We start from the raw sequence: 25,399 nt of genomic DNA, 5'->3' as shown, positions 1-25,399 counted from the left end.
TACGCTAGAAATCTGCGGTGAACAGATCGATCGAATACTTGTGCAACTCAAGTCTAGGAGCCTGCTGTGAGCACGCAGCAGAAAATTTCCGTCTCAAAAATATTGCTTTGACCTTATTTTCTACTGCAACAACTCCTATTTCGAGGATTTGATAGCATGAACCAGTAACTTGGCGATTTCCGAAAGTTGCTTTTTGTTGAAAGTTTTGAGCAAAAGCTTTACTACCGCCTTCGGGTCGGCGGGAAGAGCTACTTCCTTCGATGCCGGTGGTGCTGCGGTTGCTGGGGCGCTTGCTTCTACAGTTTTTGGGCTTGATGCCAAAAGTAGCAAATTTTTACTTGGAGCGATCGTCTTAACTTTCCCCCCTTGCACCAAATCCCCAGCCTCCTTGAGTTCTTTGATAATCAGCGGAGCTAAGACTTTATAAGAGTTTTTGGGATTAACGATCGCCCCTCTAGCTATTTTCACTAAATTTTGCCAAGTCTCAATTTTACCTCCCAACTTATACAGGCGAACGCACACAGCCGCCAACTGCTCGCGACTAGCAGCCGATTCTTTCTGTTTGAACCCCTGCAACATTTCTTTAAGTAAAACCATCACTTCCGCAGCAAAATTCGCCGGCACACCGCCCGCTGTTTGAGCGGCCCCGGCCCCGCGAGCCACCGCAGCAGCAGCCGGAACTTTACCCGCAGCCAAGTTTTTGAGATGAGTTTCCAGTTGAGCAAAAACTGGCATCACCTGTTGAACGAGTTTTTCTCCCTCTTCATTCCTCAAGCCAAAAGGCCCTTCCAGTCGCGCCAGCAAATCTTTAAGCGTATCAACTCCCTTTAAAAATAGGGATTCTGCCGTTTGGTCAACCTGCTTGACGGGCCCGTCCTTGAGTACCTTAAAACAATCTTCCAAGCGGTGAGCGGTTGTTTTGATACTATCCAAACTGAGCATCGCCGCCCCTCCTTTGACGGAATGGGCAGCTCGGAACATCTCTTGAACGCTTTCGGGGTCTTTCATCGTGGACTTCAAATCCACTAAACCATTTTCTAGAGTATCGAGGTGCTCCTTAGCCTCCTCGATAAACAAACGCATAATTCGATCTTGCTGATCTGACACGACAGTTCTCCTAACAATCTCAGCCCCCCTCCAGAAAGCACCATCTTCGCGGGAGGAAACAGGACTCCTGCCAAAAGTCAGAAGCTTCCATGCAAAATATTCTAGCCTGACTAACCTAGCAGGCTCAAAATACTGTCGGGCCAGTCTGAACCTCTAAAACTGGTGCGGTGGAAATTAAACCTATAGTTCTGAAGGAGTATCGGGAGCGATTTCAATGCCCCTGCCTTGTTTCATCATCTGCTGATCCGTAATTAAATCGCTCAATTCCTTAACTTCAACGCCGATGTTTTGGCAAGCCTGTTTCAATTCCCGCTGGAAGGTGTTGACGTCGGCTTCGTAGCCGCAAAGCTGCGCGGCTGTGACGATTCCTTGTTGGGCGTTTGCTTTGGCGCAGTCGATCAATTCAAGGCCTGTGAGGGGTTGGGAGGATGCCATAGTGTCAAACCACAATTTATATTTTGTCCCACTGTACCCAAAATGTTGAGATCGATCGATCTATCAAAAGGCATGAAACATCCTTTCTGTGCTGCGCGTTATCAATTCTTACCTTTTTTTGGGGAGTTCCTGGCAAGATAGCAGTAATTGGCATTTTTTAATCTAGATTGTGCCTAACTTCATATTGAATCGTAGTGAAAAACCTTCGCTTATCTAAAATGCACTGGCTTTGGAGCGTCCGGCATCGCGTTTTGGTGTCTGTTCTGTTCGCTATAGCAGTTACTGTTTTCCTGCCGCCTGACTATTTCCTGCTGACTCGGATGCTTTGCATTTGGAACGCGGGCGCTGTCAGTTTCCTAATTTTGACTTGGATGCTGATGCTGCAAAGCAATCCACAACTGATGCGCCACCACGCTCAGCAGTTGGATGCAGGTCGCTTGACTATCTTAAGTACGATCGTCGCAGCCGCTTGTGCTAGCTTGTTGGCGATCGTCTTCCTGCTGCGCGATACCAAAGGCTTGCCCCCCCATTTGCTATTTTTGCACTTGGGGCTTTCTGTGCTGACAATTGTTGGTTCTTGGATGCAGGTGCACACTATTTTCACCATGCACTATGCCCGAAGCTACTACGGAAACAGCAGCAAGCAGCACGGCAGCCATTCGCAGGCGAAGGGTTTGGATTTTCCCGGCGACGAGGAACCAGACTACAAAGATTTTTTATATTTCTCCTTTGGGATTGGGATGACTTGTCAGGTTGCAGACGTGCAGACAACTTCTCGTTCCATGAGGTATCTCGTGCTTTTTCACAGCGTTTTATCCTTCTTTTTTAATACTGCTATTTTGGCTATGAGCGTCAATATTATTGCTGGATTGAATTGATAGGAATCAGTATAATTGGCAAGCAGGAAGATTGGTATTATTTCAAATTCGGTAGTATAGAAATTATTAGCTATCATCCTTACCACTCTGGTAGACTGAACAATATAATTTCTATAGAACCGGAAACGATATTAGTAGAAAATAAATTCAGCCAAATTACCCAGATTGGTCTGACGCAATATGAATAATAACCAAAATGATAGCAACTAGCATTTGGCACAATTTGAATCGCTTTGAATATATCGATTATTGGCGTTGCTGAGTTAAAGTATGAATAGGAAAAATATCGAGTTGCTCGATCGGAATATGAGATAGCATCCGGTCAATTAGGATCGAAAACTTAATAATTCAAGCACCTCCTACAGTCATCTCTCCTGTAGGTTGCCACATCAAAGAAGGCAGAGCGAAAGTAACGAGTAATCGCTTAAGTTATTAACTTTTTATTCCTTACCAACAAAAATTATTCGTTCGTAGTGCGGAATTTACTCCGCACTACGAACCTGATTTAAATCTGTCAATCGACCGAACACGAGTTCAAAAGTAACCGTAGAAAAATTCAGATTTTTTGTAAACAGTAGTTAGTTGTGGGATTTGTATATTTAGCCGTTCATACTCTAACTCAGCAACGCCCGATTATTTGGCTGCGATTGTTAACGCTGTATTTGCCGCATAACTTAGCAATCTCGTCAATATTGTTTTTCAACCATAAAGCGATGAGACAGTTAGTTTAAGGCCGCATCTCCTGCATTGGATAGATTATTTTTTGCTTGATTGCTGTCCCCGAAGAGCGAGTTGTATAATAATAATTGCGAGCGGAGACGATCGCACTGTAAAAAAAAATGCTTTTTGTCAACCCGGAGATGCTCCCGAAAAAGTTCCCTCAAATAAGCTTAAATTTATGGTACTTAAATCGTTTCTATTGCAACTGCGCTTAGCCTTACCGCTGTTAATACTAGCCTGTGCGCTCACATCCCTAGCGCTCAACTACTACGTCAGACTTGTTACCAGCAACTACCGTCACAGCGATATAGCTAAGGTTCCAGCAGAACCTATCGCCATTGTTTTTGGTGCTGGAATTTGGGAAGATGGCACTCCGACTCCAATGTTAGCCGATCGAGTGCAAGCGGCGGTCGATTTGTACAAAACTGGGCGAGTGCGCCAAATTTTGATGACAGGAGACAACAGCAGCCCAGATTACAACGAAGTCAAAGCAATGCAGGAGTACGCCCAAGCACAGGGCGTACCGCTAAATAATATCACTCTCGATTATGCTGGTTTGAGCACCTACGAAAGCTGCTATCGGGCGAAAGAGATTTTTGGTATCACCCAGGCTGTTTTAGTGACTCAAAACTTTCACATAGCCCGCGCTGTTTATACCTGTCGCCAGTTGGGCGTACAGGCGATCGGCTTAGGAACCCCCGATTGGGGGAAATTTCGCCAATCTAGCATGATCCGTTACAGTTTTCGCGAATTTTTGGCAGTCCTCAAAGCGCTTTGGGAAGTGCGCGTTTCCCGTCCCAAACCGACTTTTTTGGGGCCGTTTGAAGGAATAAAATAAAAAATATGGGCGATGGGCTGAAGAGTTAAGTCCTTAGATAGAGGAATTTAGTCCGAACGATCGAACTAATTTGCTTAAAAAGAAGCCGTAAGTTTTGATTGAAGCAAAATTCTCAATCCAACTCACAGCTTACTTGGGTTTGGAAAGTCCTGCCAGCGACCAAGTTAGGCTCACCATCATCAAACGGCCCAGAGCCTTCATACGGTCTTCGGCGTTATTTTCAACCAATTGAGACAGAGTTTCCGAATTCAGATTTATCGAGGATTCTTCAGCGACTGCTGGTTCTTCTAACGGGACTTGTTCCGAAAATGTCTCAAGGCTGACTTGTCGCTGCTGATTTTCTTGTTCGGTCATTTCTGAGTCACCTCCTGGAGCGATCGCATACATAACCCCTACTACAAATGTAACTTATGTGTATCCGGGATTTGGCAATTAAATTTTTCTGTACCCAACAATCACAATTACCAACAAACTTCTAAGCTTTGAGCTCATTTATAAGTTATCTTGATCAAAACTTATGCACTTTCCCTCAAAAACCTGGTTTTTTGATGTAAATATTGTTAAATTCCCAGCTTGTATTATGTCCGGGGAAATAACCTGCCGCGCCTTGGTAGTGAGGATTTTAGTTTTGTGAATTTTCTGGGGACTCATCTGGTCACTACAAAACCAATTTAATTGTAGTCGTGACTGCAGACACGATCTTACGCATTCTCGGCTCCCACGCTACTGCTTGTGATGCACATCACTGAATTGTTATATTTACTTAAGAGTAAGATTTCCGAGATTCTGATATTGTTAAAGCTTGTCTAATGAATTTTGCTCAAATTTATCTCAAGCTGAAACCAAGCGTCTGGAAATTATTAAGAAACTAAAGGTGTAGAGCCGATGGCAATTTATGTTGATACTGCAATTATAGCAACTGCCGCACGGGCGATCGAGTTCGGATGGATAGCGGGAATTACTACTAATCCGACACTTTTGGCAAAAAGCGAGCTATCTGCTGATGAGACACTAAAACAACTGGCACAACTGACTTCTGGAGAAGTGTACTATCAGCTAACGGCATCTGATTTTGATGGCATGGTAGCAGAAGGAAAGGGTGCTTTTGAGTCGATCGGGCGGCAAACAGTTTTGAAAATTCCAGCAACAGCGGCGGGCTTCCAAGCAGTAGCTTATTTGTCGGGGGAAATTCCTTGTGCGGTGACAGCTATTTACAGTGCCGCCCAGGCCGTTGTGGCGGCAGAAGCGGGGGCCAAATATGCGATCGCCTATGTGAATCGCGCCACCAGATTCCTAGGAGACGGTTTTGGCTTAGTGCGGGATATGGCAAATGTTTTAGAGAGAACAAATACAGAGATTTTAGCAGCTAGCATTAAATCGCCGGAAGAAGCAGTCAAGACTTTATTAGCCGGCGCGCATCATTTGACATTGCCTTTTGACGTGTTGGAAGCAATGGCAGTTCACGAATTATCCCAGCAAACTGTTGATGAATTTGCCAAAAACGGGCGGGGAATTTTGGGATAATAGCAAATCCATTTGTACAACCTGTTGATTTTTTGGAAATTGGTAATTGGGAATTGGCTATTAGTAAGTACGGGCGGGTGCGGGTTGATGCAATTGTTGGTACTGCCAGCAAGAGCTATATCATACAAAATTAGTCATTAGCAATGATTCAATTTGTTCATCTAGAATCTCAAGTTTACAGTGGTTTGACTATGGCATTCGCCAAATCTTAATAGTGCAATCGGGACTGCCACTTACCACAGTCTTGCTATCTTTGGTAATAGCAATAGAATTCACAAACTGACTGTGACCCGAAAGAGTGGCTCTTTCTTTTCCCGTCTTCAAATCCCAAACTATAATCTCTCCGCCCGCGCTAATCAAAGTGCGACTGTCCGGGCTAAAGGCGATCGTCCTCACCCAACTCGAATGCCCTTTAAAAGTGCGGGTACGCTTTCCGTCTCGCACGTTTGACAAACGGATTGTATTGTCGTTGCTCGCACTAGCCACAAGTTGCCCGTTGGGGCTAAAATCTACAGCATTAACCGCGCCCCCGTGACCGGTGATAATTCTTCTGACTTCTCCGGTGTCGAGATTCCACAAACGCACAGTTTTGTCCTCGCTGCCGCTAGCGAGTGTTTTACCGTCTCGGCTCAAAGCGATCGCATTTACTCCTCCAGCGTGGCCGGCCAAAGTCCGCAACCTGCTGCCGGTTTTGGTATTCCACAAACGCACAGTTTTGTCATCGCTGCCGGTAGCCAGAGTTTTACTGTCACTGCTAAAAGCGATGGCGTTGACGGCGGCTTGGTGAGCGGCAATTGTCCGAATCCGCCGCCCAGTCTTCAAATCCCACAAAATCAGATTCTTGTCGTCGCCACCGCTGGCAAAAATCGAGCCATCCGGGCTCACCGCCAGCGACTTGACCGATTTTTTAGAATGCACCCCATTCAGAGTCCGCACGAGTAGTCCCGTCTTCACGTTCCACATCCTAATTGTCCCAAAGCTGGCGCTGACTAAAGTTTTACCATCGGGCGACAGGGCGATCGCATTTACACTCCCGACATTATCTAAACTTCTTTCCAAAAACCTACTGCTAGGCAAACTAGAAAGCAGCCACACCGGGTTTGCCGGAAACAACCCGTAACGCATCGAACCGTAAATTTGAGACGCACCAATACCCAGCATCAATACAGCAGCGCCTGAGAGGAACTTCTTTTTCCAATCAAAAACATTTTTATCGGCCTTGTTCAAGCCCGAATTCAGAGGTCTGAGGCGCTTCATCAAACTCTGCTTCGTCGCCCCAGCTCCGGCGGAACTTGCGCGAATTTTAGTTTGCCCCGTCGTCGGTAACTGAGTTGGCAACTGAGTTTCTGCCGCGTCTAGATTAATTTCCTCCAAGCACTGCAAAACCATTTGCGGACTTTGAGGTCGATTTCCCGGAAAAGGTGCCATCAGGTAGTCGATCACATTAGCCAAGGGGTCAGAAACTTGAGGAGCTCCCTTACGCCACATTAATCGGCCCGTGCGCGGGTTTTCGGGAAACGCAGTCGGCGGCTTCCCTGTCAGCAAATAAACAAAAGTGCGACCCAGAGCAAAAAAATCGGACTGCGGAACAGCTTTGCCATTAGTTTGTTCCGGCGGTGTGTAGCCAGGGGAAACAATACCAGTGACATTTTGTCCCTGGCCCACCTTAGCGAAATAAGTCGCCGACACTTCCCTAGCAGTCCCGAAATCAATCAGCACTAACTGCCCGTTGGGCTTGCACATAATGTTGTGCGGCTTGATATCTCGATGAAAATAGTTGAGTCGGTGAACTTGGTCTAAAATTTCCGACAGTTGTTTGAGCCAGTTGAGAGCTTGTTGTTCGCTGATCGGGCGGCCCCGATGTTTCAACCAGTCTTGCAAATTTGCACCAGCAATTTTCTCCATCACCAGACAGTGAAAAGACTCTGTGCTGTGAGCTGGCGAAAATGTAAAATAACCGTCGCGATCGACTTTTGGAATTCCTGGATGTCTCAGCCTGACCAATACGTCGGCTTCTTGCTTAAACAGTTCTACAGCTTTGGGATGTTCTTTGAGCAGGACTTTGATCACTTTTCGGGTGCCGTTGTCGTCTACTTCAAAGGTTCTGCCAAAGCCGCCGCTTCCGAGAGGCGCGACTAGGCGATATCGACCTTGCAACAAAAGTTCAGACCCGCAGTGAATGCACGCGGGTTTACCAGAGTTGGCTGGATCGGAGGGATTCGGGCATTTGGGATTGAGGCAATAACTCACGAAGCCACATAACCCTGATTGAGGTTGCTCTATCAAGTTTTACTCGGGCATTCTCAGCACTGTGTTGTGACTGAGATTCTTGCTTGGGCGAACTCACTTACTGGCAACTGGATTGCTCCAGCCTTCGGTAGAGGTGTTTTCTCCTCAAGCGTCAATTCCGGTATGCCCTACCGTATTCGATTAGTCGTTTTTATCTAGTTCGGTTTTTTTGCGAGTGCCAGCTTTCCCAGAGGGCAACACTGTTAGGTGTGACTGCACGCTCAACAACCTAGTTAAATTTTTACGTGGTCTACTTATACTCAATCTTCAGATTGTGACGATCGTAGCACACCTAGTACAACACTCATCAGCACTTGCTGATTGAAGTCCAGAAGGGTCGATCGAGCCAAGCAGACGGACTAAAGTTAAAGTCTCGATCGCGAGTGCGAATCCAATCTTTTTCTAGAACTTACGGCAGCTATATTTCAATTGTACGATCGCCACGACCACTTTCAAAAAAAAGAAGTCCTGCAAGCAGAGCGTCCGGGGAACATCGAGCGCCCAAGCATTTGTAGTGCCAGCGTCCTCTTCGAGAGATTATATACTCCCTCGAAGAGGAAGCTGGTAAGTAGTCAAAAAAATACTGGAAAACCGAGAGGCTTTTGAGTGGGAGAGTGGAGGAGAGTTGGAAAATCCACCATCTTCCTTCTTGCATCTTGGATCTTCCTTCAGCACGAGAAAGCCTGTTAAACAAGTCCCTCGATTACCGGATGGAAGTAGAAAGCCAGTGCCAAAACCGCATAAGCTGCCAAGAGCAAAGTACCTTCGAGCCAGTTAGAGTTGCCGTCAGAACTGATAGAATTGGCGATCAGCACCGACACCGCCACCGCTACAAGTTCAAACGGGTTGAAGTTCAAGTCCATCGGTTTGCCCAAGATAAAACCTGCCAAAACCAACACCGGCGCAACAAACAAAGCAATTTGCAAGCTCGAACCCACGGCCACAGAAACCGACAAATCCATTTTATTTTTCATCGCCACAGTCACCGCCGTCGTGTGTTCGGCTGCATTGCCAATAATCGGCACTAAAATCACCCCGGTAAACAGTGATGTCAGCCCCAAAGTGGCGGTAGCTTCTTCTAGGGTACTCACGAGCAATTCTGACTCGATCGCTACCATGACAGTACAGGCCAACAGCACACCAATCCACAGCGGCAGATTGACCTTGTGGTCGGGACTGTCTGGTGCTAAGTTACTTTCGGCTAATTCTTCGAGCATTTCTACTTCTGCCACGCCAGCATCGTAGAGATAAGTGTGGGTTTTCATCGAAAACAGCAGTGTCAGCACGTAGACGACAATCAGGATTACAGCCACAGCGCTAGAGAGGTTCTGCATAGTTGCCTCTGGAATGCCAATAGAGGTGGCATTAACTGCCGTCGGCACCAAAATGGCAATCACGGCTAAGTTCATCGCTGAAGCGTTCAACCGAGCGACTGTGGGCTGAAATTCTTGTTCTTTGTAGCGCAAGCCACCTAGCAGCATTGCAAGTCCCATCACTAGCAGCAGGTTGCTCATAATTGAACCGGTGATGCTGGCTTTGACAACATCTATTAATCCGGCGTTGAGGGCGACGATGCCGATGATCAATTCTGTGGCATTTCCGAAGGTGGCGTTGAGCAAACCCCCCAAATTTGCGCCGAGCACCACGGCGATTTCTTCGGTAGCCGTGCCCATCCAGGCGGCTAGGGGGATGATGGCTAGGGCTGATGTAATGAAGATTGTGGAGGATTCCCAGCCGAGAAAGTGTCCGGCGATGGAAACTGGGATAAATATCAGCAGGCTGGAAATTATTGTAGTTGTGTTTGGCATTTAGATTGTTAAAAGCTCGCAACTGTCAATCATAGCCTGCCACAAAGTTGCAAGAAGCGGGAGGAAAAGAAATTTGGGTTCGCTCAAAGCTTGAGGTGGCGCTCTTCTTTATTGGCCTACTCCTTTGTCGGGCTTTCCCTGTCGCGACGCTGGCGGGAGAGCAACTTTACACAAAGGGCGATCGGGCGATTTGAAATTTCGCTCCCAAACAGTCAGTTTTTCCCCGTTATCCGTATGTTTAAGAGTTTGGCGCGCAGCCGGTAAATGAGTAATGATAAAATCAGTGTCGGTTAAATGCGATCGTCAACTCATCTGAAATCACAAAAGTCGCAAATAATTATCAGTCATGTCAATAAAACTAGATTTTTTCAAAGTAGAAGTCGTCCCCCACGATCCAAGTTGGCGAGACGCTTTTGAAACTGAGTCGAAACAGATTGCACTTGCACTTACCGAAAATGCGATCGCTATACATCACATCGGTAGCACAGCCATTCCACAAATTTATGCAAAGCCGATTATCGATATGCTAGTTGAGGTCAAAGATATTATGAAAGTCGATGCACAGAGTTCAGGACTTGAGGCCTTAGGTTATGAAGCAATGGGTGAGTTTGGGATACCGGGCCGCCGTTTTTTTCGTAAAAGTAATGAACTAGGGATTAGAACGCACCACATTCACAGGTTTGAAGTGAACTCAGCACAGATATATCGCCACTTAGCGTTTCGAGATTATCTGATTTCCCATCCTGAAGACGCGCAGCAATACAGCGAACTTCAAAGAAAACTCGCAAACACTTACCAGGATAACATTCAGGGGTACATGGATGGAAAAGATGAGTTTATTCAAGAAATCGATCGAAAAGCAGCAAATTGGCGATCGCCTGATTAAATCTATGATATTAGAAGTTGCTATTCTTGATGTTAAACCTAATATGGCTGCTGAATTTGAAATTGCTTTCAAAACAGCTTCAGCTATTATTTCTTCTAGGCCGGGGTATATTTCGCACGAGCTGCAACGGTGTATCGAAATTAGAAATCGCTATATTCTGCTGGTGCGATGGCAGAATTTGGAAGACCATACTGTGGGATTTCGAGAATCGCCAGATTATCAAAGGTGGCGTTCTTTATTGCATCACTTTTACGATCCTTTTCCAACAGTGGAACATTACGAAGTCATTTGATCGTGACTTATAGAACCCATTTGATATCTTGGAGTTTTTGGGTTGGGTGATGAGGAATATAGAGAGAAACTGGTTTATGAGATTTACGCAAGGGGCGATAAACCGGGTTTCTACGAGTTTTGGGTGGATCACGAGAAATATAGAGAGAAACCCGGTTTCTGAGATTTACGCAGAATATATATCAAATGGGTTCTAAGCTGTTGTGCAAATAAACATTGTATATTTTGATGACAATCAAAAATCGTCAAATTCTCTCCCCCTCTCCCCTGATCCCCATCGGACCCTCAATCGCCATACACAATCTATATGAGCAACAGCTTATATCCTATAGGGTAGATTGACAGGTTTCGGATTGGTTCGTATTCGGACTTTAGTCCGCAATAATGAGCGGGAGATGTTCATCTAAATCAAATATTTATGCAAGAGGTTTAATATGTATAATTGCATGATTGTTCGCTTTGTTAACGGATATCGCACACAATGAATATCTCTATTCGACTACTTCAAGAAAATGAGTTGGCGGCGGCTGAACATATTTTTCGACTGGCTTTTGGTACTTTTATTGGATTGGCTCAACCGACGGATTTTGGTGGTGATGCGAACTATGTTCAAACGCGATGGTTAGTCGATCGCACGGCGGCTTTCGCAGCGGAGGTTGAGGGACAGCTAGTGGGCTCGAATATAGCTGTTTGTTGGGGGAGTGTGGGTTTTTTTGGGCCGCTGAGCGTTCATCCTGACTTCTGGAATCAAGGTGTTGCTCAAGGTTTGATTGAATGTGCGATCGGCAAATTCTCGGAATGGGGGACGCGACAGGCGGGGTTATTTACTTTTCCCAACAGTCCAAAACACCAGGGGCTTTATCATAAATTCGGGTTTTACCCGCGTTTTTTGACTTTCATTATGGCAAAACCAATTCAGTTTGTGGATCGGGATTTTCCGGTAATAAAATATTCTGAATTAAATTCACAGGAGCGATCGCACTTTCTGAAAGAATGTTATGAATTGACGGATGGTATTTATGCAGGGCTGGATTTATCGCGGGAGATTTTGGCGGTTGAGGCTCAAAATTTGGGCGATACGGTTTTATTGTGGGATGACAAGGGTTTGGCGGGATTTGCTGTTTGTCATTGCGGTGCGGGTAGCGAAGCTGGTTCTAATGTATGTTATGTCAAATTTGGAGTTGTGCGATCGGGTGTTGGCGCAGGCGATCGATTTGAACAGTTGCTGGATGTCTGTGAAGCGTTTGGGGCGAGTGAAAAAATGTTGCGTCTGATGGCTGGAGTGAATACGAGCCATGATGTGGCCTATGGTAAAATGGTCGATCGGCATTTTCGCACAGAAAGTACAGGTATAGTAATGCACAAACCAAATGAGCCTGGTTACAATCGATCCGAGGTTTTTGTATTAGACAATTGGCGCTAATTCAAGGTTTTTTGGCGATGTTTAACAGACATTTACTACCTGTTATATCAAATCTTCTCTTCATTGGAATAGTAAATTCAGTGTTGACTGTTGACTGTTGACTGTTAACATCATGAGGAGTGCAACCGGAATTGATATTAATCATATTTTTAGGAGGTTCTTCCTCACTTACTATCCTAAATCAAGAACTCAATCTTTCTCAAAATTTGAATAGATGTGTAATAAAGTAAATCAAGTTTTTGTCTGGCTTGACATTTAGGCTGGTTTAATTGTCAACTCTCAAGAGACACAAGAATTTTTGAGAGCGAATTACAGTCACGAGCCCAAAAAGGGTATTCATACCAATTCATTGGTTCATGACTTTAGCTAACTATCAATCATTTTGGCAAAGAAGGCGGTGCGGGTGGAGACTGAGAAGGTCGGGGAATATAGCTCGGTTTAGGACGGCAAGCTTCTATTATTTCGTTTCTAAACTGGTTAATTTTATCACTTTTTGAATAAAACAGAATTAAATTATTGCTACTCGTATAAATAACAATATAACGCTGTTTTACAACGAAAGCCAATACAATGAAAATAATACCAATAAAGAAGATTCCCAGGGTCAAAATTCCAAGTCCGAGCAGCCACCAAGTACAGCCTTCCCCAATTTCAACTGCTTTGACATTTTGAATGGGAATGACAATTTCTTTGATTTCTAAGCCAAAAAATGAAGTAAAATTTCCTTGTAAGGTGTCTCCAACTATTTTAATAGTTCCTGTACCGCTGGTTCGGAGTGGAACTGCACCGACTAATTGACCTGGAAGACCGCTGATTTGCGTAACTGATTTAGACTTCATTTTGTTTGATGATTGTTGTAATAAGAATTACCGGGATCGCGCAGTATTTGTTTTCCGCTGTGCCTGAGTTCCTGGTAGGGACACGGCATTGCCGTGTCCCTACACCGATCTTCATTTTTTTTGATAATTGTTGTAATAAGAATTACCGGGATCGCGCAGTATTTGTTTTCCGCTGTGCCTGAGTTCCTGGTAGGGACACGGCATTGCCGTGTCCCTACACCGATCGCTCTGCTGAGTTGGTATTACATGAAACCTTGAAGTCTTTCTAGTGCTTTCTTCTGTTTCAGGAATTTGAACTTAGTTACTGTCTTTGCTTTTTAAACAGCTACTTTTTGGTAAATATAATCAACAGCCTGTTGAACTGTTTTTATGTTCTCCGCAGCTTCATCGGGAATTTCAATGTCGAATTCCTCCTCAATCGCCATAATTAGCTCTAGCGTATCTCGGTGGAGTCCAAAATAACCACCTGAAATACTACTAAAATCTGCTATATCATCGGGAAACTTAGTATTGAGGGTAACGTCAGTTGCATCAACTTCTAGTTGCTTGGCAACAAGCGCTTTGACTTTTTCATAGATTTGCTGCTTAACCTTATCGCTTGGGAAAGATTCTGCAACAACGGTAGCAGTAGCAGTAGTAGTTTCATCAGAATCTAATTCTGATTCGTCTTCCGATTCATCTCGGATTCTGAAATAGTAATATAAATTAGCAACAGCCAAATCTGATGCTTTCTCCAAGTTCGACAATACTAAACTTTTATGACCCGCATTTTCCCCTTGCTCAATGATATAACCTTCATACTCTTCACGTCGCTGCGGATCGAGCATCAGTTCCAGTTGAGTGCGAAGCGCATAAAAATGAGACTTCGGGCGCAAATTTTCATAAAATAACTGTTCGTCGGGTATTGCTAAAGCTGTGGTGGCTGAATTTTTCTCCCCAATAACAGCTAAGTTTGATTTACTAAAATCAGCACTTTGTAGCTCTTTTAATTCACTGGGCGGTAAAGATTTTATCCAGTCAATCTGATTTTGCCAAGTGTCTAATAAAACTAAATCGCGATCGTGAATGCACGCAATCTCTGGAAACAGAAAATCTAGTTCTCCGTCTGAGTCGCAGCCAGCAATTACTGTTAAGCCATCTTGACGGATTTGTTGTTGAAGTTGAGAAATGCGATCGCCCGCAGCACCAAATTCATTCTGCACCTGATACGTGCCGATAATACTTTGCTCGATCGCCCAACTGCACTCTAACCGCCGCAACTGTCCCGCCGCACAGGTTTCTGCCAACAAATGCGGATTTCTGTAATCTGCTAAAGCTTCAAACAGCATCCCCCGCGCGGCATCAATTTCAGCATTGCGGCGGTTGATATCTTGCAGTTGCAAAGCCGATCGCATTCGTTGAATTGCTTGATTGAATAACCCGTAAGCCCGCACTAAAACTAAACGGTGGTTCTCAAATTTTATATCTGCAACAACTTCCGAAATTAATTGCTTAATTTCCGCGCCTTGGCCTTTCACAAGTTGTTCTAAATTGATGAAACCATTTTCTACTTTAACTTCCAGCCTTTCTACCGCTTTTTTTAATTTCAAAGTCTGGTGCAAATTCACCGCTGACAAAGCTACCCCAGCCGCAACTCCCACACCAATGACGGCTGTAGTCGCTTGCAGCACCCCCAAACTCGCTTGGACGGCTTGAAAGCCCATGTGCGTTTGGTGCATCTGCAAGCCGCCCATAACAAGCTGCACGGGAGACACTAAGGGCGATAGTGGGCTGTTGTTGACCACCGCACCAACGGCATGGGCCGCAAACTGTCCCGTGGCTGCATCTCTCGCCATGCCGATCGGCACTCCAGCGGATGTAAACACTTGCACGTACTTGCCAGCCTCGATCGCAGCCTGTACCGCTGCAGGAAATACAAAGTTCATCATCAATTTTTACCCTGGTAGCAACCCACAGAACAACTGATCTATTATGATCCATTTAATAAAAGAAATATTATTAGGCGCTACAAATGAATACTTCGTTAATTAGTCCGCAAACGGTTGAGCTTGTTTCGCTGCTGACTGGGCAAAAACTACGAAAAGAGGATATTACTCCGCCTCTGCTTTTTCTGGCGGGGCTGGTGACGGTGTTGTTGGGAGTCATGTATGCCGATGATACGGTAAGTGCTGAGGAAACGCAGCGATTGCGGACAACTTTTACGGAACTCATCCCCGCGAACAACAGTTTGCGCCAATTGGTAATGCTGATGGTTAAGGGCGTGCGAGACCGGCAAGTTTACAATAAAGTGACGGTGTTGTTGGCGCTGACTGCGTGTTTTTCTGAGGAGGAAAAACTGCTGCTGATTAGTTTTGGGTATCAAATGTCGGCGGCAGATGGAACAATAGAGGAACGAGCAAAAGAGTATTTGAAAATCATCGCTAGCCGACTCGGAATCGACGGGCGATATTTGACTGTTTTGGAAGCGAGTTTTAGCAATCAATCAATAAGGGATACAGCAGCTTTAGCAGAAGTCCATTCGTTACTCGATCCAGCAAGATTTCAATCTCTCGATTCTTTGTTTGTCCGTGCAGCCAGTCACATTATCGAACATTTGCCAGCAAAACCCAAACAGCAAACAAATCGCAAACAGTCAGTTTCGTCCTATCAGGAGTTGAAAAAGTTTCAGGAGTATCGGCAACAACTGGATGCTGTTTGTGGAAAACTAGGCTTAACTCTGCTAGATGGGAGCGATCGCAACGTGCTATCTCCTAATTTAACAGAAGAAGTAGCAAAGATATCTCGTAAATTACAATCTCAGCGGTTTCGCGTTGCTGTTGTCGGCGAGTTCAGCAAAGGCAAATCAACTTTGCTCAATGCTTTGTTGGGGGAGGAAATTCAACCGGTGCGGGATATTCCCTGTAGCGGTACGGTAACTGTTTTAAAATACGGGCCGCAGCAGCGGGTGATTTGCAAATATACAGATGGACGCGAGGAGGAGATTTCACCCGATCAATATCAAGAGAAAGCCTCGATTTCTGAGGAAGCTGCTTTAGGTTCTTTTGGAGATGAAACTGTCAAGTCAGAAATCACAGAAATCATTTTCGAGCATCCGAATCTCGAATTGTGTACCAATGGTGTAGAAATTATTGATACTCCCGGATTGAACGAACAAGCGGAACGCACGTTAGTTACGGAACAGGTTCTCAAAACAACTGATGCGGTGATTTTTTTGACTCACGCTCAAATGGCTTTGACAGAAAAAGAGCGGGAATTGCTGTTGTATTTGAAACAAGAGTTGAATCCGGGGAAAGATGATGAACCTGCGAAGAATATTTTTGTTTTAGTTAATTTTGCCGATTTGCTGCGTCGAGAAGGAAGCCACAAGCAGGCAAGACAAAGGGTAGAAAAGTTTGTTAGTGAAAAATTGATTGGTGGTGAAAACCGGATTCATTTGATTTCGGCTCAATCAGCACTTGAGGCTATTTTGGATGGGACGGAAAATGAGTTTGTGAAATCTTTTCAGGATTTTACGAAATCTCTGGAACAGTTTTTGACAGTTGAACGGGGGGCGATCGCACTTCGGCAATCAGCCACCGGAATTAAGCAAATTATTAATGCTTGCTGCGATAAATTGAATCAAATGCGGGAAATTTCAGAAGGAAAGCTGACACTTTCTCAAGGAGATAAGGCGAAGATTTTTGAAGAAATGGCGGAAGCAAGCGGTCGCGATGTTAAGATTAGACTTTTAGCTAATAAACTGAGGGAGGAATCTTTAGAAGAAGCTCGTGAATCTTGGCACGAATGGGTGAAAATATTGGACGATCGCATGGCTACAAAAAGTAAGAAATGGACTTCAGAGCATAATCATATTTGGAGCCAAGACAAGTTAATCCGAGATTATGCCAAACAATTTGTGTGGGAATTAACACAAGAAATTGATGTTTGGAGCGACCAAAAAATGCAGTTTATATTAAAACAAAAAATAGAAACTTTAGACTTCAAAATTAAGGAAGAGTTTTATGCAATCCGACAAGAGTTTCAAGAGTTCGATCTGCGACTTAGCACTAGCCTTGTTACTCAATTCAATAACTTAGGAATAGCAAAAAATTTGGGTGGAATTGGCATCGGTGGAAGCAGTATCGCTTCATCAATTAACTCAGATATTGGAGGTCCTGGAGGTTTTCTTGGCGGTTTAGGTCTTGGTGGAGCCGTCGCGGCGGGATTGCTGTTTTTCGCAGGACTTGGTATTATTCCAGTTATTTTGGGTGGCTTAGCTGCTGGTGGGGGTGGCGCATTTGGATTGGGAATGCTAGATGTTGATGGAATTCATAAGCAGATTAAGCAAAAAGTCGTTATGTTAGGCTATGAGAAGTTTAATGAATCTTCACAGTCTATTTTTGATAAAATACAAGAAAGAATTATTGCAGTATTTGAAGAAAGAGTTGAGACGAGTAGCGGTGCGATCGCACAAGCAATGTCGCTGTGGGAGAATTTATTGGAACAGCAGGAAAAGCGCGATCGCCAAAATCAAGCAGAATGCGACACCGAAAAAGTTTGGCTGGCTGAAAAACGCCGAGAACTCGAACAAGTACAGAATCAAATTGAGGCTATTTTAAATCAGAGCGATCGGCTAATTCAATGAGTTACGGGTAAACGCAAAAAAACCATAGTACCTTGTAGATACTACGGTTTTTTGGGCGATCGCCTACTGATTACTGAATACGCTTGGGTTAAAACTGTTCATTCCCCGGAGATCCCCCTAAATCCCCCTTAAGAAGGGGGACTTTGATCAATTTCTTATTCCCCCCTTTTTTAGGGGGGTTAGGGGGGATCCGCCGAGGCTAAATCCTAGTGACTGATTACCGATACTTCTACGCCAAAACTGGCACCGGCTGCGGCCAACGTTTCATGACTTTACCAATCACCGCCAATTCTTCCATCAAGTTGTCGAACTGATCCGGTGTTAAAGATTGCGGCCCGTCAGACAAAGCTTTTTTCGGATTCGGGTGCACTTCTATCATCAGGGAATCTGTACCAGAGGCGATCGACGCAAACGCCATCGAAGGTACAAACTGCGCCCAACCAGTCCCGTGACTCGGATCAACCATAATCGGTAAGTGAGTCAGGGTTCGCAGCACTGGAACCGCCGACAAATCCAGCGTATTCCGCGTATACTGCCTGTCATACCCGCGAATGCCGCGCTCGCACAAAATCACGTTCGGATTGCCCGCAGCCATGATATACTCGGCAGCCATCAACCATTCTTCAATCGTGGCGGAAATGCCGCGCTTCAGCAAAATTGGTTTGTCTTGAGCTCCGACTTTCTTCAACAGCGAGAAATTCTGCATATTTCGGGCTCCGACTTGGATCACGTCGGCTACTTCTACGATCGCACTTAAGTCCGCCGCATCCATAACTTCGGTAATAATTCCCAAACCGCTAGCTTCCCGCGCCGCCGCCAGCAGTCCCAAAGCACTCTCGCCGTGTCCTTGGAAAGCGTAGGGAGAGGTTCTCGGTTTGTAGGCTCCACCGCGCAAAAATTGAGCGCCAGCAGCTTTGACACGCATCGCCGTCTCGACAATCATTTCTTCGTTTTCGACCGAGCAAGGGCCTGCTACGACTGCGATCGGGTGATTTAAGCCGATCGTCACAGTTCCCAAGGGAGTAGCAATCGCGACTCCGCTGGGTTCACCTTGGCGGTATTCCAGAGAAGCGCGTTTGTAGGGTTTTTCTACCCGCAGCACTTCTTCAATCCAAGTGCTCATTTCGCGCAGTTGCATCGCTTCGAGCTCTGCGGTGTCGCCTACCAAACCCATGACAACTTTGTAACGCCCAACGATTTTTTCTGGTATCAAACCCCAGTTAGTGCGGAGTTCTTCGTCTAGTCGATCGATCTCGGCTGCTGGAGTGCCGACTTTCATGACAATAATCATATTTTTTTTCCCTTGGTCTGTTGCGCTCAACACGGATTATGACACGGATGCACGAAGAAAAACTGATGTAATTTTAATTCTGCATTCATCTAGATTCTTTCACCTGTCATCATTTCTCAGTTAGCAATTGCCCAAATCTATTATAACAACCTGTTTATAGTAATGACTAAAGTCTTTGCTGGCAATTTTACCTAGAAAAAACTGAAGTTTTCACTAAAAACCTTTGAAATTTTGGTAATTTTGTCTGTTAGCTAAATTACTGATGACTGATGACTCAGAGGGCGGATTTTGCAATTTTTTTAGTCACTTGTATCATATATCCTCTTCTAAACCCGCCCCTACAAAATGCTAATGACTAATGACTGCTGACTGATGACTAATGACTGCTGACTAATGACTAATGACTACTGACTAATGATTTTTAACTTTTTGGTTTAGCGGCGCGCCATGCTTCTCGCATCCGTCCAAAATTGGTAGTGAATTCTTCCCACCCCAGAGTGCTTCCTGAAGTTTCTTCATCCCAGGAAGCTGAGAGGACTCCGTAGCTCAATCCCAATACGCCTAAACCAAAACAGCCCATGCTTACCAGCAATACTGCTGTGTTGGGCAAGTCAAACAAGCCTTTGCTGACTATCAAATAACTCACAAAAAATGTGGAAATTCCCAGAATGGTCGGTATGCCGCAAAATACCGCTATGCGCGATATCATGCGTTTGCTGACTGCTTCTGGGATGGATTGCGCCTGTTTTCTGGTTTTGTTAGCTGGAGGCTGCTTGTCGGCAACATTTGACTCTAAGGCTGCATTTGTTTCAGGTTCTGGGGGCTTTTTAGGCGTTTTTTTACGATTTGTGACCGGTTCAAACGGTAAGCGCTGGCGGGGTGGTTCGGAGGACATATTTTATCTCTAACCTGAATTCTCGAACATTTATTCAATAGGTCTTGGTTTTTGTCCAAGATTCTTGAATATTGTCGCAAATTTTGGCTTTGATGTTTAGCCGCGAATGCCTAGACGGGCAATCAATGCTTTGTAGCGTTCAACGCTTCCTTTTTGGATGTAGGCTAGGAGGCGCTTGCGACGGCCGATCATCATCATTAAACCGCGCCGGGAGGCGAAGTCTTTTTGGTTGATTTTCAGGTGGGCGCTGAGTTTGCTGATGCGATCGGTCAGCATGGCGACTTGGACATCTGCCGATCCGGTATCAGTTTCATGGGTTTGGTAATCGCCCATGATTTCTAGTTTGCGCTGTTGTGTAAGTGGCATGAATTGATTTTATGTTTTTTTGTACGATGTCACAATCTGGGATCTTATCACAGATCGAGAACGGTGGGGGTTGATTTTTTGGCGGCAAGGGTTGACCGGGCGATCGGGCGAGTTTAAATCCCCTTGGGGGGAAGTCAATTCCGCTACAGCGAAGTGGCGGCTGCTTGTCGCCAACTGATTTAGTTATCGGCTTAAATAGCTGATCGCCTCGCGTATCCAATCATCCGCATTACCTTTGTTGGACAAATTGCTGTCTTGACTGAGGGTTTGCAAGGCTTGCAAGACTTCCGCCCCAGTGTATCCCATCGCCAGCAGGATCATCTCGACTTCTTCTTGAATAGCTGCGGGGACTCCGGCGGCGACAGAAGTTGTCAAACCTGCTTCCTGTCTCCATTCCGAGAGTTTGCTTTTGAGTTCCAAGGCGAGGCGTTCGGCGGTTTTTGTGCCCACTCCGGGGGTTTTGGCGAGGATGCGGGTGTTTCCGCCGACGATCGCCTGGACTAAATCTTGCATTCCTAAAGTATCCAAAAGGGCGATCGCCAGTTGAGCACCAACACCGCTAACACTCGTCAACTGCCTAAACAAATCGCGTTCTGCCGCGCTACCAAAACCGTATAATACGATTTGGTCTTCCTTAACTTGCTGGTGAGTAAATATTTGGGCGATTTCGCCGGAAGCTGGCAATTGACCCGTCACGCGGGGTAAAATTTGGATTTCATAGCCAACTTGATTGACTTCGAGAGTCAAAATGACGCGGTTGCTGCCTTTGGAGATATTGGCGACAGTGCCTTTGAGATAGCTGATCATATTGTTTTTTACTAGACTTATTGCATAGATATTTGATTGATGGGCAAACCGCAGATGTCAGGTAGATAAACGCCCATGGACGCAGATAATTTCAACTCTTGAAAACCAATTAATTCAATCTTGTTTACTGAATAATACTACACTTTTGTATCAACTTATAGCGGTTCGATCGCGTGGTGATATCGTTTCCGGTTGCATCGGAATGATTTAACCGGCGCTAGAACACAGAGTACACAGAGTCCGAGAATATATATCTGAATCATTCCGATGAAGAGAGGATTTGATATGAGGTATGCCCGCAGAGGCCTATGCCCAATGCCCAATGCCCTGTTTGGCCAATGCCCTGTTTGGCCTGCGCGGGCCAATGCCCTGTTTGGCCAATGCCCAATCCCGCATAGTATCTCATCTTTCTGAGAAAGGCTATAGTTATTTTTTAATTCAAAATAAGATGCTTTTTGACCAACGACAAATCCGTCTTGCCAAAATTCACCGCCAAAGCCACATTTAAATTTTCTAATGATTTTATAAACCACATAATTTCATCAGAAGCTTTACCTTCATAGTGATTAAACAAAATAGACAATCGCTTTTCCAACTCAGGCTTAACTTTGCCCGAAAGCAGCAGGATTTTCAGCATTAAAGCAATTGTCCGGCTGGGGCCGAGGTTGTATACCAAGTCGTAAAAAACGTAGTGACTGAGATGTTGGGAATTTTCCACTACTAAAAAATTGAACAATTGGTTGCAAGTCCGAGCTAACAATATATTATTTAATTTCCCCGAATCGCTTTCAGAAAATGTATTTTTGATGTACCTGTACAAGCGGTCATTAAATTGACGACCGCCGTATTCTGGCTCCACTGCCGAGATTAAATATTCATACAAATCAACTTTAAATGAACTGTAAGATGGAGTTTGTCTGGCATCTCTTAAGAAAAACTGAGCCGATTCTTTGTGGGTGCGCTCGCCTGCCACTTTTCCGACAAATTCCCTAACAGCCAAGTGCAGTTCTGAATCATTCAAAAGTGTCGGATTAGGCGCGCGTTCCACAATGCCGATCTCTGTATTTCTCGGCTCAACCAAATAATTCAAATATTGAGATAAATTATTTTCAAATTTTCGCAATCTTTGAATTTCTAGTTTTTTGATTGTTTGCTGGTCTTCCTCAACGCTGTCCTTGCTCAGCAGAGAATGCCCGTACAAATAAGGATACCGATAAATCAATTGACCCAAGGGGTAACGACTATTTTCTTGCTCTGCTTCCGGGTCTTGTTCTACGGCTTTTACTAAACGCTCTAAGGTCTGGAATTCTTGACTTTTAGTAAAGAATTTTATTTGTTCTTGCAAGCGCTTGACTATGTAAAATTCCATCCCGAATCGGGGAGAAGTCTGTTGAAATAAAGCTACTAGGTTGGCGATCGCAAATTTGTTCTGCGAGTGCAATTGCCAGCGGTTGATCGGGATGTAGCAGCAGCGGTGGAGAATATATTTAAAGTTCCGATCCGATCGCTTGACGGAGATTATGTTGTATAGAGTTGCTTCAATGGAGCGATCGGGATAGCCCATACCGTCGATAAATAGCTTGCGGAACCGCTCGATTACCTGCGGGGGGGATTCTGTTTCCACGCAGAAGACGATGTGATCGTACAATCTCTGTTCGTTGCTGCCGGATTGAACAGTATCTGAGGGCGGGGTGAGAATGCTGCTGTCTGCATCGGTTTCTGGACTGCGGTCTGCAACTTGTGGGACAATGATGGTCGGTTTTTCCTGAAAAGTTCCCGGATGCAAAAACCAATAGTGTTCTTGGCTTAATTGTTTGTTCGCCGCCCAATCCAAGGCTGACTGCAAACTTTCTCCGGTCAATAAGTGCGAGTCATTTTCGCGATCGGAAGCCAGCCACGCTGCCAGCGCCTCGCGGTAGGGTGCCAGATTTCCTAATTCTTTTTCCACCCAGAATTGATTGAAAACTGACTGATAAATTAGGTTGGCAACTCTTAATTTACCCTGAACTTTAACAACCAGTCCTGACAGTTGCAATTCTATTTGTTCGGCAGAGTAATCTACCGCTAATCCCGGCGCTTCTGCTGGTTTTGTCTGGTCTGGCGATCGCAAAATTTGCTGGTAGCAGGTTAACAGCTTGGTGAGGTCGCAGCGGCTGTGGAAAATGCGTTTGCGAATTGTTGTCAAATGTAGGGGTTCGTCCCATTCTTCCCAATTTTTAATAATTCGATGTTTGAGTATTGTTTTGACTTGCTGGGCTTCGCAATTTCGGCCAATAAAAGACCCGTATTCAAGTACCAAGTTGCAAAGCTTTTGAGTCAAAAACGGTTGACCGCCCGTCCAAACTAATATTTCTTGGAGCACTTTTTGGGGACGAAAAGCTTTGAGTGCCAATCCTTTTGCTAGTGGCAAACTTTCTTCGAGTTGGAATTGACTTAAATTAATCGATCTTCCAATATTAAAAGGGTTGCAGTTTGAATCTCGGATCGATTCTAACGGGGCGGCTGTTCCAAAAACTGCAAAAGTCAGGCGATCGTATTCGGGTTGTTCTGCCCGCTTGGAGTAACAAGCCCGGATCGTGGCAAAAAAATCGTTGGTACTGAAATTTAGGTTTCTAGTGCTGTCAATGTCATCGATGAAAATTACCAGATTTTGCCGAACTGACTTGAGCAAAACTTTTTCGATAAATATCTCTAATCGGTACGCTGGCGACAGCAGTTCGCGATCGTTCCACCACTTGATGGCATCAAACCTGTTGGTGAGGTGCAAACTGCTGGCGATGCGGTGCACGATCGCCCCGTACCACTTTTGGAGGGAGATATCCGGGCTGCTGATGCTTTTCAAGTTGATGGCGGCAAAAACTGTACCTTCTGCTTGCAACTTTTTGGCTGTTTGCACTAGCAGGCTGGATTTGCCCATTTGTGGCGAACTCAACACGTAGCAGAATTGTCCGGCTTTGAGTCCTTCGTAGAGTTCGCTGTCTGCGGGTCGCCTGACATAGGTGGGCGCACCGGCAGGCAAATATCCTCCGACTTGATATTGGTAGGTTGAGTTGACCAATGCTGTCATCTGGGAATTCATCAAGATCCTGCGCCCCTATACTGTGCGATCGAAAGGTTACAAATTGCAATAATTATTATTGCCAGCTTACTCTTGTGGAAAATTTTTGTGCCTCTTTCTCTATTGTCTACTAACTAAACTTTCTGCTGCTCAATCTTTACCGTATCTTTGCAACTGTTGACCTCAAATCTGGTTGGGCGGGCGATCGGACTCCGAGATCCGATTATTTACATTGGTTTACATAAACTATAACTATATCTATTTTTTGGGCTCGATCGGATTGAAAACATCAAAACGCCATTAAGTTCATATTTTTTGACAATAATACTTTAAAATTCACCCGATGGTATGATATTGCCAGGGAAATTCATAACTGCAATGCCCTCAACCTTCTGCCTTCTGCTCCGTCTGGCGAATGCAGACAAAAAATGCTCAGCAATGAGTAGCAATAAAAAACCTCAGCATTTGGCTGAGGACTGCTTGAGTGGGAGATATCGTTAATCTGCGTTTTTTTTGTTGACTTAGATAGCATGGAATTCCATGCTGCTGACACTCCCCCGACTTCGATGAGCGCGGGGATTTTTAAGGAAAAACTTTTTGGAATGAATCCACAAAAAGTTTAATTCTTAAAGGCATTGTCAGTGCCCGCCAACCACTCGCTCAACTATAAAAGCTAAGTCTGTGGCTAATTGTAGAAGATGCGCCCTGATGAATTAACTACCCGATAGATGAGCACCCTGATGACATAACTCCCTGATGGATCGACGCCCTGATGGCTTTAGCCCCACTACCCAAAAAATTCAGGTTGGTGGATGATCGTGGACATTAGTAACACGTCACTTCTGGCGTTTTCGATCGCAAGCGGGTGTGCCTGTCTGAATTGATTATGGCAGGTAGATTTATCAGAAGACAAGTGGGCTATTGCATCAACCCACTTCTGAAAGATCGGGTTAGCCAAAAAGTGCCAATCTACGGAAATCAGGGTCATCGAACATGAAAAACAGCATCTTAGTATTAGGGGTAATTGCCTCGGCGGGCGTCGGCTTTTTCCAGGCAGGTAGCGCCAGCGCTTCTGCGATCGTCCCACAACCAAAAACAGCCAGCAGTTTGACGGTTTCCGGGAGTCATCCCGACTTCAACTACACTGGAACGAATGAGGATGGGGACCAGGAAGAGGTCAAAACGGGTAAAGGCAGGAAATAATTGGCGATATTGTGTGGTTTGCCCGCAGTGCGGTTGCGATCGTAGTTGTGGTTGTGGTGTTTGTTGTCGCAACCGCCTCGGCTTGAGGCGGTCAAAAGTCGATCGCGAATATCAGTC

Annotated in this window: 20 protein-coding genes; 8 read left to right on the top strand and 12 right to left on the bottom strand. The window is 45.1% G+C overall.

Translation table 11 applies throughout. The features are described 5' to 3' along the window. Window positions 1-135 precede the first annotated feature (135 nt). Together IQ263_RS08990 and IQ263_RS08985 are read right to left on the bottom strand one after the other, a co-directional pair. Complete coding sequence (locus IQ263_RS08990; RefSeq protein WP_194067120.1) at window positions 136-1,107, bottom strand: Hpt domain-containing protein; 972 nt, start codon at window positions 1,105-1,107, stop codon at window positions 136-138. A 180-nt stretch (window positions 1,108-1,287) separates the two neighbouring features. After that, on the bottom strand, window positions 1,288-1,542 hold the full coding sequence (locus IQ263_RS08985; protein ID WP_194067119.1) for a hypothetical protein: 255 nt from the start codon (window positions 1,540-1,542) through the stop codon (window positions 1,288-1,290). 194 nt (window positions 1,543-1,736) lie between these two features. Here IQ263_RS08985 and IQ263_RS08980 point away from each other — a divergent pair, with 194 nt between their 5' ends. Together IQ263_RS08980 and IQ263_RS08975 are read left to right on the top strand one after the other, a co-directional pair. After that, the gene (locus tag IQ263_RS08980; RefSeq protein WP_339384818.1) at window positions 1,737-2,420 is read left to right on the top strand and encodes a DUF1345 domain-containing protein; all 684 of its coding nucleotides are present in this window, start codon (window positions 1,737-1,739) and stop codon (window positions 2,418-2,420) included. 898 nt (window positions 2,421-3,318) lie between these two features. Then, the gene (locus IQ263_RS08975; protein ID WP_194010446.1) at window positions 3,319-3,978 is read left to right on the top strand and encodes a SanA/YdcF family protein; all 660 of its coding nucleotides are present in this window, start codon (window positions 3,319-3,321) and stop codon (window positions 3,976-3,978) included. 129 nt (window positions 3,979-4,107) lie between these two features. Here IQ263_RS08975 and IQ263_RS08970 read toward each other — a convergent pair whose 3' ends face one another. After that, complete coding sequence (locus IQ263_RS08970; RefSeq protein ID WP_194010447.1) at window positions 4,108-4,332, bottom strand: hypothetical protein; 225 nt, start codon at window positions 4,330-4,332, stop codon at window positions 4,108-4,110. A gap of 531 nt (window positions 4,333-4,863) precedes the next feature. On the opposite strand from IQ263_RS08970, the gene IQ263_RS08965 reads away from it, so the two are divergent. After that, window positions 4,864-5,502, top strand: a complete 639-nt coding sequence (locus IQ263_RS08965; protein WP_194067118.1) for a transaldolase family protein — start codon at window positions 4,864-4,866, stop codon at window positions 5,500-5,502. 189 nt (window positions 5,503-5,691) lie between these two features. On the opposite strand, the gene IQ263_RS08960 is transcribed toward IQ263_RS08965, so the two are convergent. Further along, window positions 5,692-7,752: a protein kinase domain-containing protein gene (locus tag IQ263_RS08960; protein ID WP_194010449.1), complete on the bottom strand. Its 2,061-nt coding sequence runs from the start codon at window positions 7,750-7,752 to the stop codon at window positions 5,692-5,694. Between the two features lie 725 nt (window positions 7,753-8,477). Continuing rightward, window positions 8,478-9,599 (bottom strand): calcium/proton exchanger, encoded by a 1,122-nt coding sequence (gene cax / locus IQ263_RS08955; RefSeq protein WP_194067117.1) that lies wholly within the window; start codon window positions 9,597-9,599, stop codon window positions 8,478-8,480. Window positions 9,600-9,945: 346 nt separating this feature from the next. Between cax and IQ263_RS08950 the strand changes: the two genes are divergently transcribed. The 3 genes from IQ263_RS08950 to IQ263_RS08940 all read left to right on the top strand — a co-directional run bounded on the left by IQ263_RS08950 (window position 9,946) and on the right by IQ263_RS08940 (window position 12,199). Continuing rightward, a complete protein-coding gene (locus tag IQ263_RS08950; RefSeq protein WP_194067116.1) occupies window positions 9,946-10,485 on the top strand; it encodes a GrpB family protein in 540 nt (179 codons plus the stop codon). Further along, on the top strand, window positions 10,430-10,777 hold the full coding sequence (locus tag IQ263_RS08945) for an antibiotic biosynthesis monooxygenase family protein (RefSeq protein ID WP_228049908.1): 348 nt from the start codon (window positions 10,430-10,432) through the stop codon (window positions 10,775-10,777). The genes IQ263_RS08950 and IQ263_RS08945 overlap by 56 nt, the downstream gene beginning before the upstream one ends. 480 nt (window positions 10,778-11,257) lie before the next feature. After that, window positions 11,258-12,199 (top strand): GNAT family N-acetyltransferase, encoded by a 942-nt coding sequence (locus IQ263_RS08940; RefSeq protein ID WP_194067115.1) that lies wholly within the window; start codon window positions 11,258-11,260, stop codon window positions 12,197-12,199. A 377-nt stretch (window positions 12,200-12,576) separates the two neighbouring features. Here IQ263_RS08940 and IQ263_RS08935 read toward each other — a convergent pair whose 3' ends face one another. Further along, window positions 12,577-13,038, bottom strand: a complete 462-nt coding sequence (locus IQ263_RS08935) for a hypothetical protein (protein WP_194067114.1) — start codon at window positions 13,036-13,038, stop codon at window positions 12,577-12,579. Between the two features lie 317 nt (window positions 13,039-13,355). Continuing rightward, window positions 13,356-13,616 carry an acyl carrier protein gene (gene acpP, locus IQ263_RS08930; RefSeq protein WP_339384820.1) on the bottom strand — a complete coding sequence of 87 codons (261 nt, stop codon included), beginning with the start codon at window positions 13,614-13,616 and terminating at the stop codon, window positions 13,356-13,358. 1,433 nt (window positions 13,617-15,049) lie between these two features. On the opposite strand from acpP, the gene IQ263_RS08920 reads away from it, so the two are divergent. Beyond that, window positions 15,050-17,662, top strand: a complete 2,613-nt coding sequence (locus IQ263_RS08920; protein WP_194067113.1) for a dynamin family protein — start codon at window positions 15,050-15,052, stop codon at window positions 17,660-17,662. Between the two features lie 229 nt (window positions 17,663-17,891). Here IQ263_RS08920 and aroF read toward each other — a convergent pair whose 3' ends face one another. From aroF to IQ263_RS08895, 5 genes are all read right to left on the bottom strand, one after another. Then, the gene (gene aroF / locus IQ263_RS08915; RefSeq protein ID WP_194067112.1) at window positions 17,892-18,953 is read right to left on the bottom strand and encodes a 3-deoxy-7-phosphoheptulonate synthase; all 1,062 of its coding nucleotides are present in this window, start codon (window positions 18,951-18,953) and stop codon (window positions 17,892-17,894) included. Between the two features lie 421 nt (window positions 18,954-19,374). Continuing rightward, window positions 19,375-19,848 (bottom strand): PAM68 family protein, encoded by a 474-nt coding sequence (locus IQ263_RS08910; RefSeq protein WP_194067111.1) that lies wholly within the window; start codon window positions 19,846-19,848, stop codon window positions 19,375-19,377. A 96-nt stretch (window positions 19,849-19,944) separates the two neighbouring features. Continuing rightward, window positions 19,945-20,214 (bottom strand): 30S ribosomal protein S15, encoded by a 270-nt coding sequence (rpsO, locus tag IQ263_RS08905; protein WP_194012436.1) that lies wholly within the window; start codon window positions 20,212-20,214, stop codon window positions 19,945-19,947. Window positions 20,215-20,397: 183 nt separating this feature from the next. Continuing rightward, the gene (gene ruvA, locus IQ263_RS08900) at window positions 20,398-21,021 is read right to left on the bottom strand and encodes a Holliday junction branch migration protein RuvA (protein WP_194067110.1); all 624 of its coding nucleotides are present in this window, start codon (window positions 21,019-21,021) and stop codon (window positions 20,398-20,400) included. A gap of 433 nt (window positions 21,022-21,454) precedes the next feature. Beyond that, complete coding sequence (locus tag IQ263_RS08895; RefSeq protein WP_194067109.1) at window positions 21,455-24,100, bottom strand: AAA-like domain-containing protein; 2,646 nt, start codon at window positions 24,098-24,100, stop codon at window positions 21,455-21,457. Window positions 24,101-25,072: 972 nt separating this feature from the next. Between IQ263_RS08895 and IQ263_RS08890 the strand changes: the two genes are divergently transcribed. Next, window positions 25,073-25,282 carry a hypothetical protein gene (locus IQ263_RS08890; protein ID WP_194012439.1) on the top strand — a complete coding sequence of 70 codons (210 nt, stop codon included), beginning with the start codon at window positions 25,073-25,075 and terminating at the stop codon, window positions 25,280-25,282. The last annotated feature ends 117 nt before the right edge of the window (window positions 25,283-25,399 follow it).

Source organism: Tychonema sp. LEGE 06208, from assembly GCF_015207505.1.
Taxonomy (GTDB): domain Bacteria; phylum Cyanobacteriota; class Cyanobacteriia; order Cyanobacteriales; family Microcoleaceae; genus Microcoleus.
Note: the sequence above shows the minus strand (reverse complement) of the source record. Positions and strands in the feature narration are given on the sequence as shown.

Excerpts from the sequence above, each read along its gene's own strand:
- IQ263_RS08985 (WP_194067119.1), bottom strand. The coding sequence starts at position 1,542 with ATGGCATCCTCCCAACCCCTCACAGGCCTTGAATTGATCGACTGCGCC.
- IQ263_RS08975 (WP_194010446.1), top strand. The coding sequence starts at position 3,319 with ATGGTACTTAAATCGTTTCTATTGCAACTGCGCTTAGCCTTACCGCTG.
- IQ263_RS08970 (WP_194010447.1), bottom strand. The coding sequence starts at position 4,332 with ATGACCGAACAAGAAAATCAGCAGCGACAAGTCAGCCTTGAGACATTT.
- IQ263_RS08965 (WP_194067118.1), top strand. The coding sequence starts at position 4,864 with ATGGCAATTTATGTTGATACTGCAATTATAGCAACTGCCGCACGGGCG.
- cax (WP_194067117.1), bottom strand. The coding sequence starts at position 9,599 with ATGCCAAACACAACTACAATAATTTCCAGCCTGCTGATATTTATCCCA.
- IQ263_RS08950 (WP_194067116.1), top strand. The coding sequence starts at position 9,946 with ATGTCAATAAAACTAGATTTTTTCAAAGTAGAAGTCGTCCCCCACGAT.
- IQ263_RS08945 (WP_228049908.1), top strand. The coding sequence starts at position 10,430 with ATGAGTTTATTCAAGAAATCGATCGAAAAGCAGCAAATTGGCGATCGC.
- IQ263_RS08940 (WP_194067115.1), top strand. The coding sequence starts at position 11,258 with ATGAATATCTCTATTCGACTACTTCAAGAAAATGAGTTGGCGGCGGCT.
- IQ263_RS08935 (WP_194067114.1), bottom strand. The coding sequence starts at position 13,038 with ATGAAGTCTAAATCAGTTACGCAAATCAGCGGTCTTCCAGGTCAATTA.
- IQ263_RS08920 (WP_194067113.1), top strand. The coding sequence starts at position 15,050 with ATGAATACTTCGTTAATTAGTCCGCAAACGGTTGAGCTTGTTTCGCTG.
- aroF (WP_194067112.1), bottom strand. The coding sequence starts at position 18,953 with ATGATTATTGTCATGAAAGTCGGCACTCCAGCAGCCGAGATCGATCGA.
- IQ263_RS08910 (WP_194067111.1), bottom strand. The coding sequence starts at position 19,848 with ATGTCCTCCGAACCACCCCGCCAGCGCTTACCGTTTGAACCGGTCACA.
- rpsO (WP_194012436.1), bottom strand. The coding sequence starts at position 20,214 with ATGCCACTTACACAACAGCGCAAACTAGAAATCATGGGCGATTACCAA.
- ruvA (WP_194067110.1), bottom strand. The coding sequence starts at position 21,021 with ATGATCAGCTATCTCAAAGGCACTGTCGCCAATATCTCCAAAGGCAGC.
- IQ263_RS08895 (WP_194067109.1), bottom strand. The coding sequence starts at position 24,100 with ATGAATTCCCAGATGACAGCATTGGTCAACTCAACCTACCAATATCAA.
- IQ263_RS08890 (WP_194012439.1), top strand. The coding sequence starts at position 25,073 with ATGAAAAACAGCATCTTAGTATTAGGGGTAATTGCCTCGGCGGGCGTC.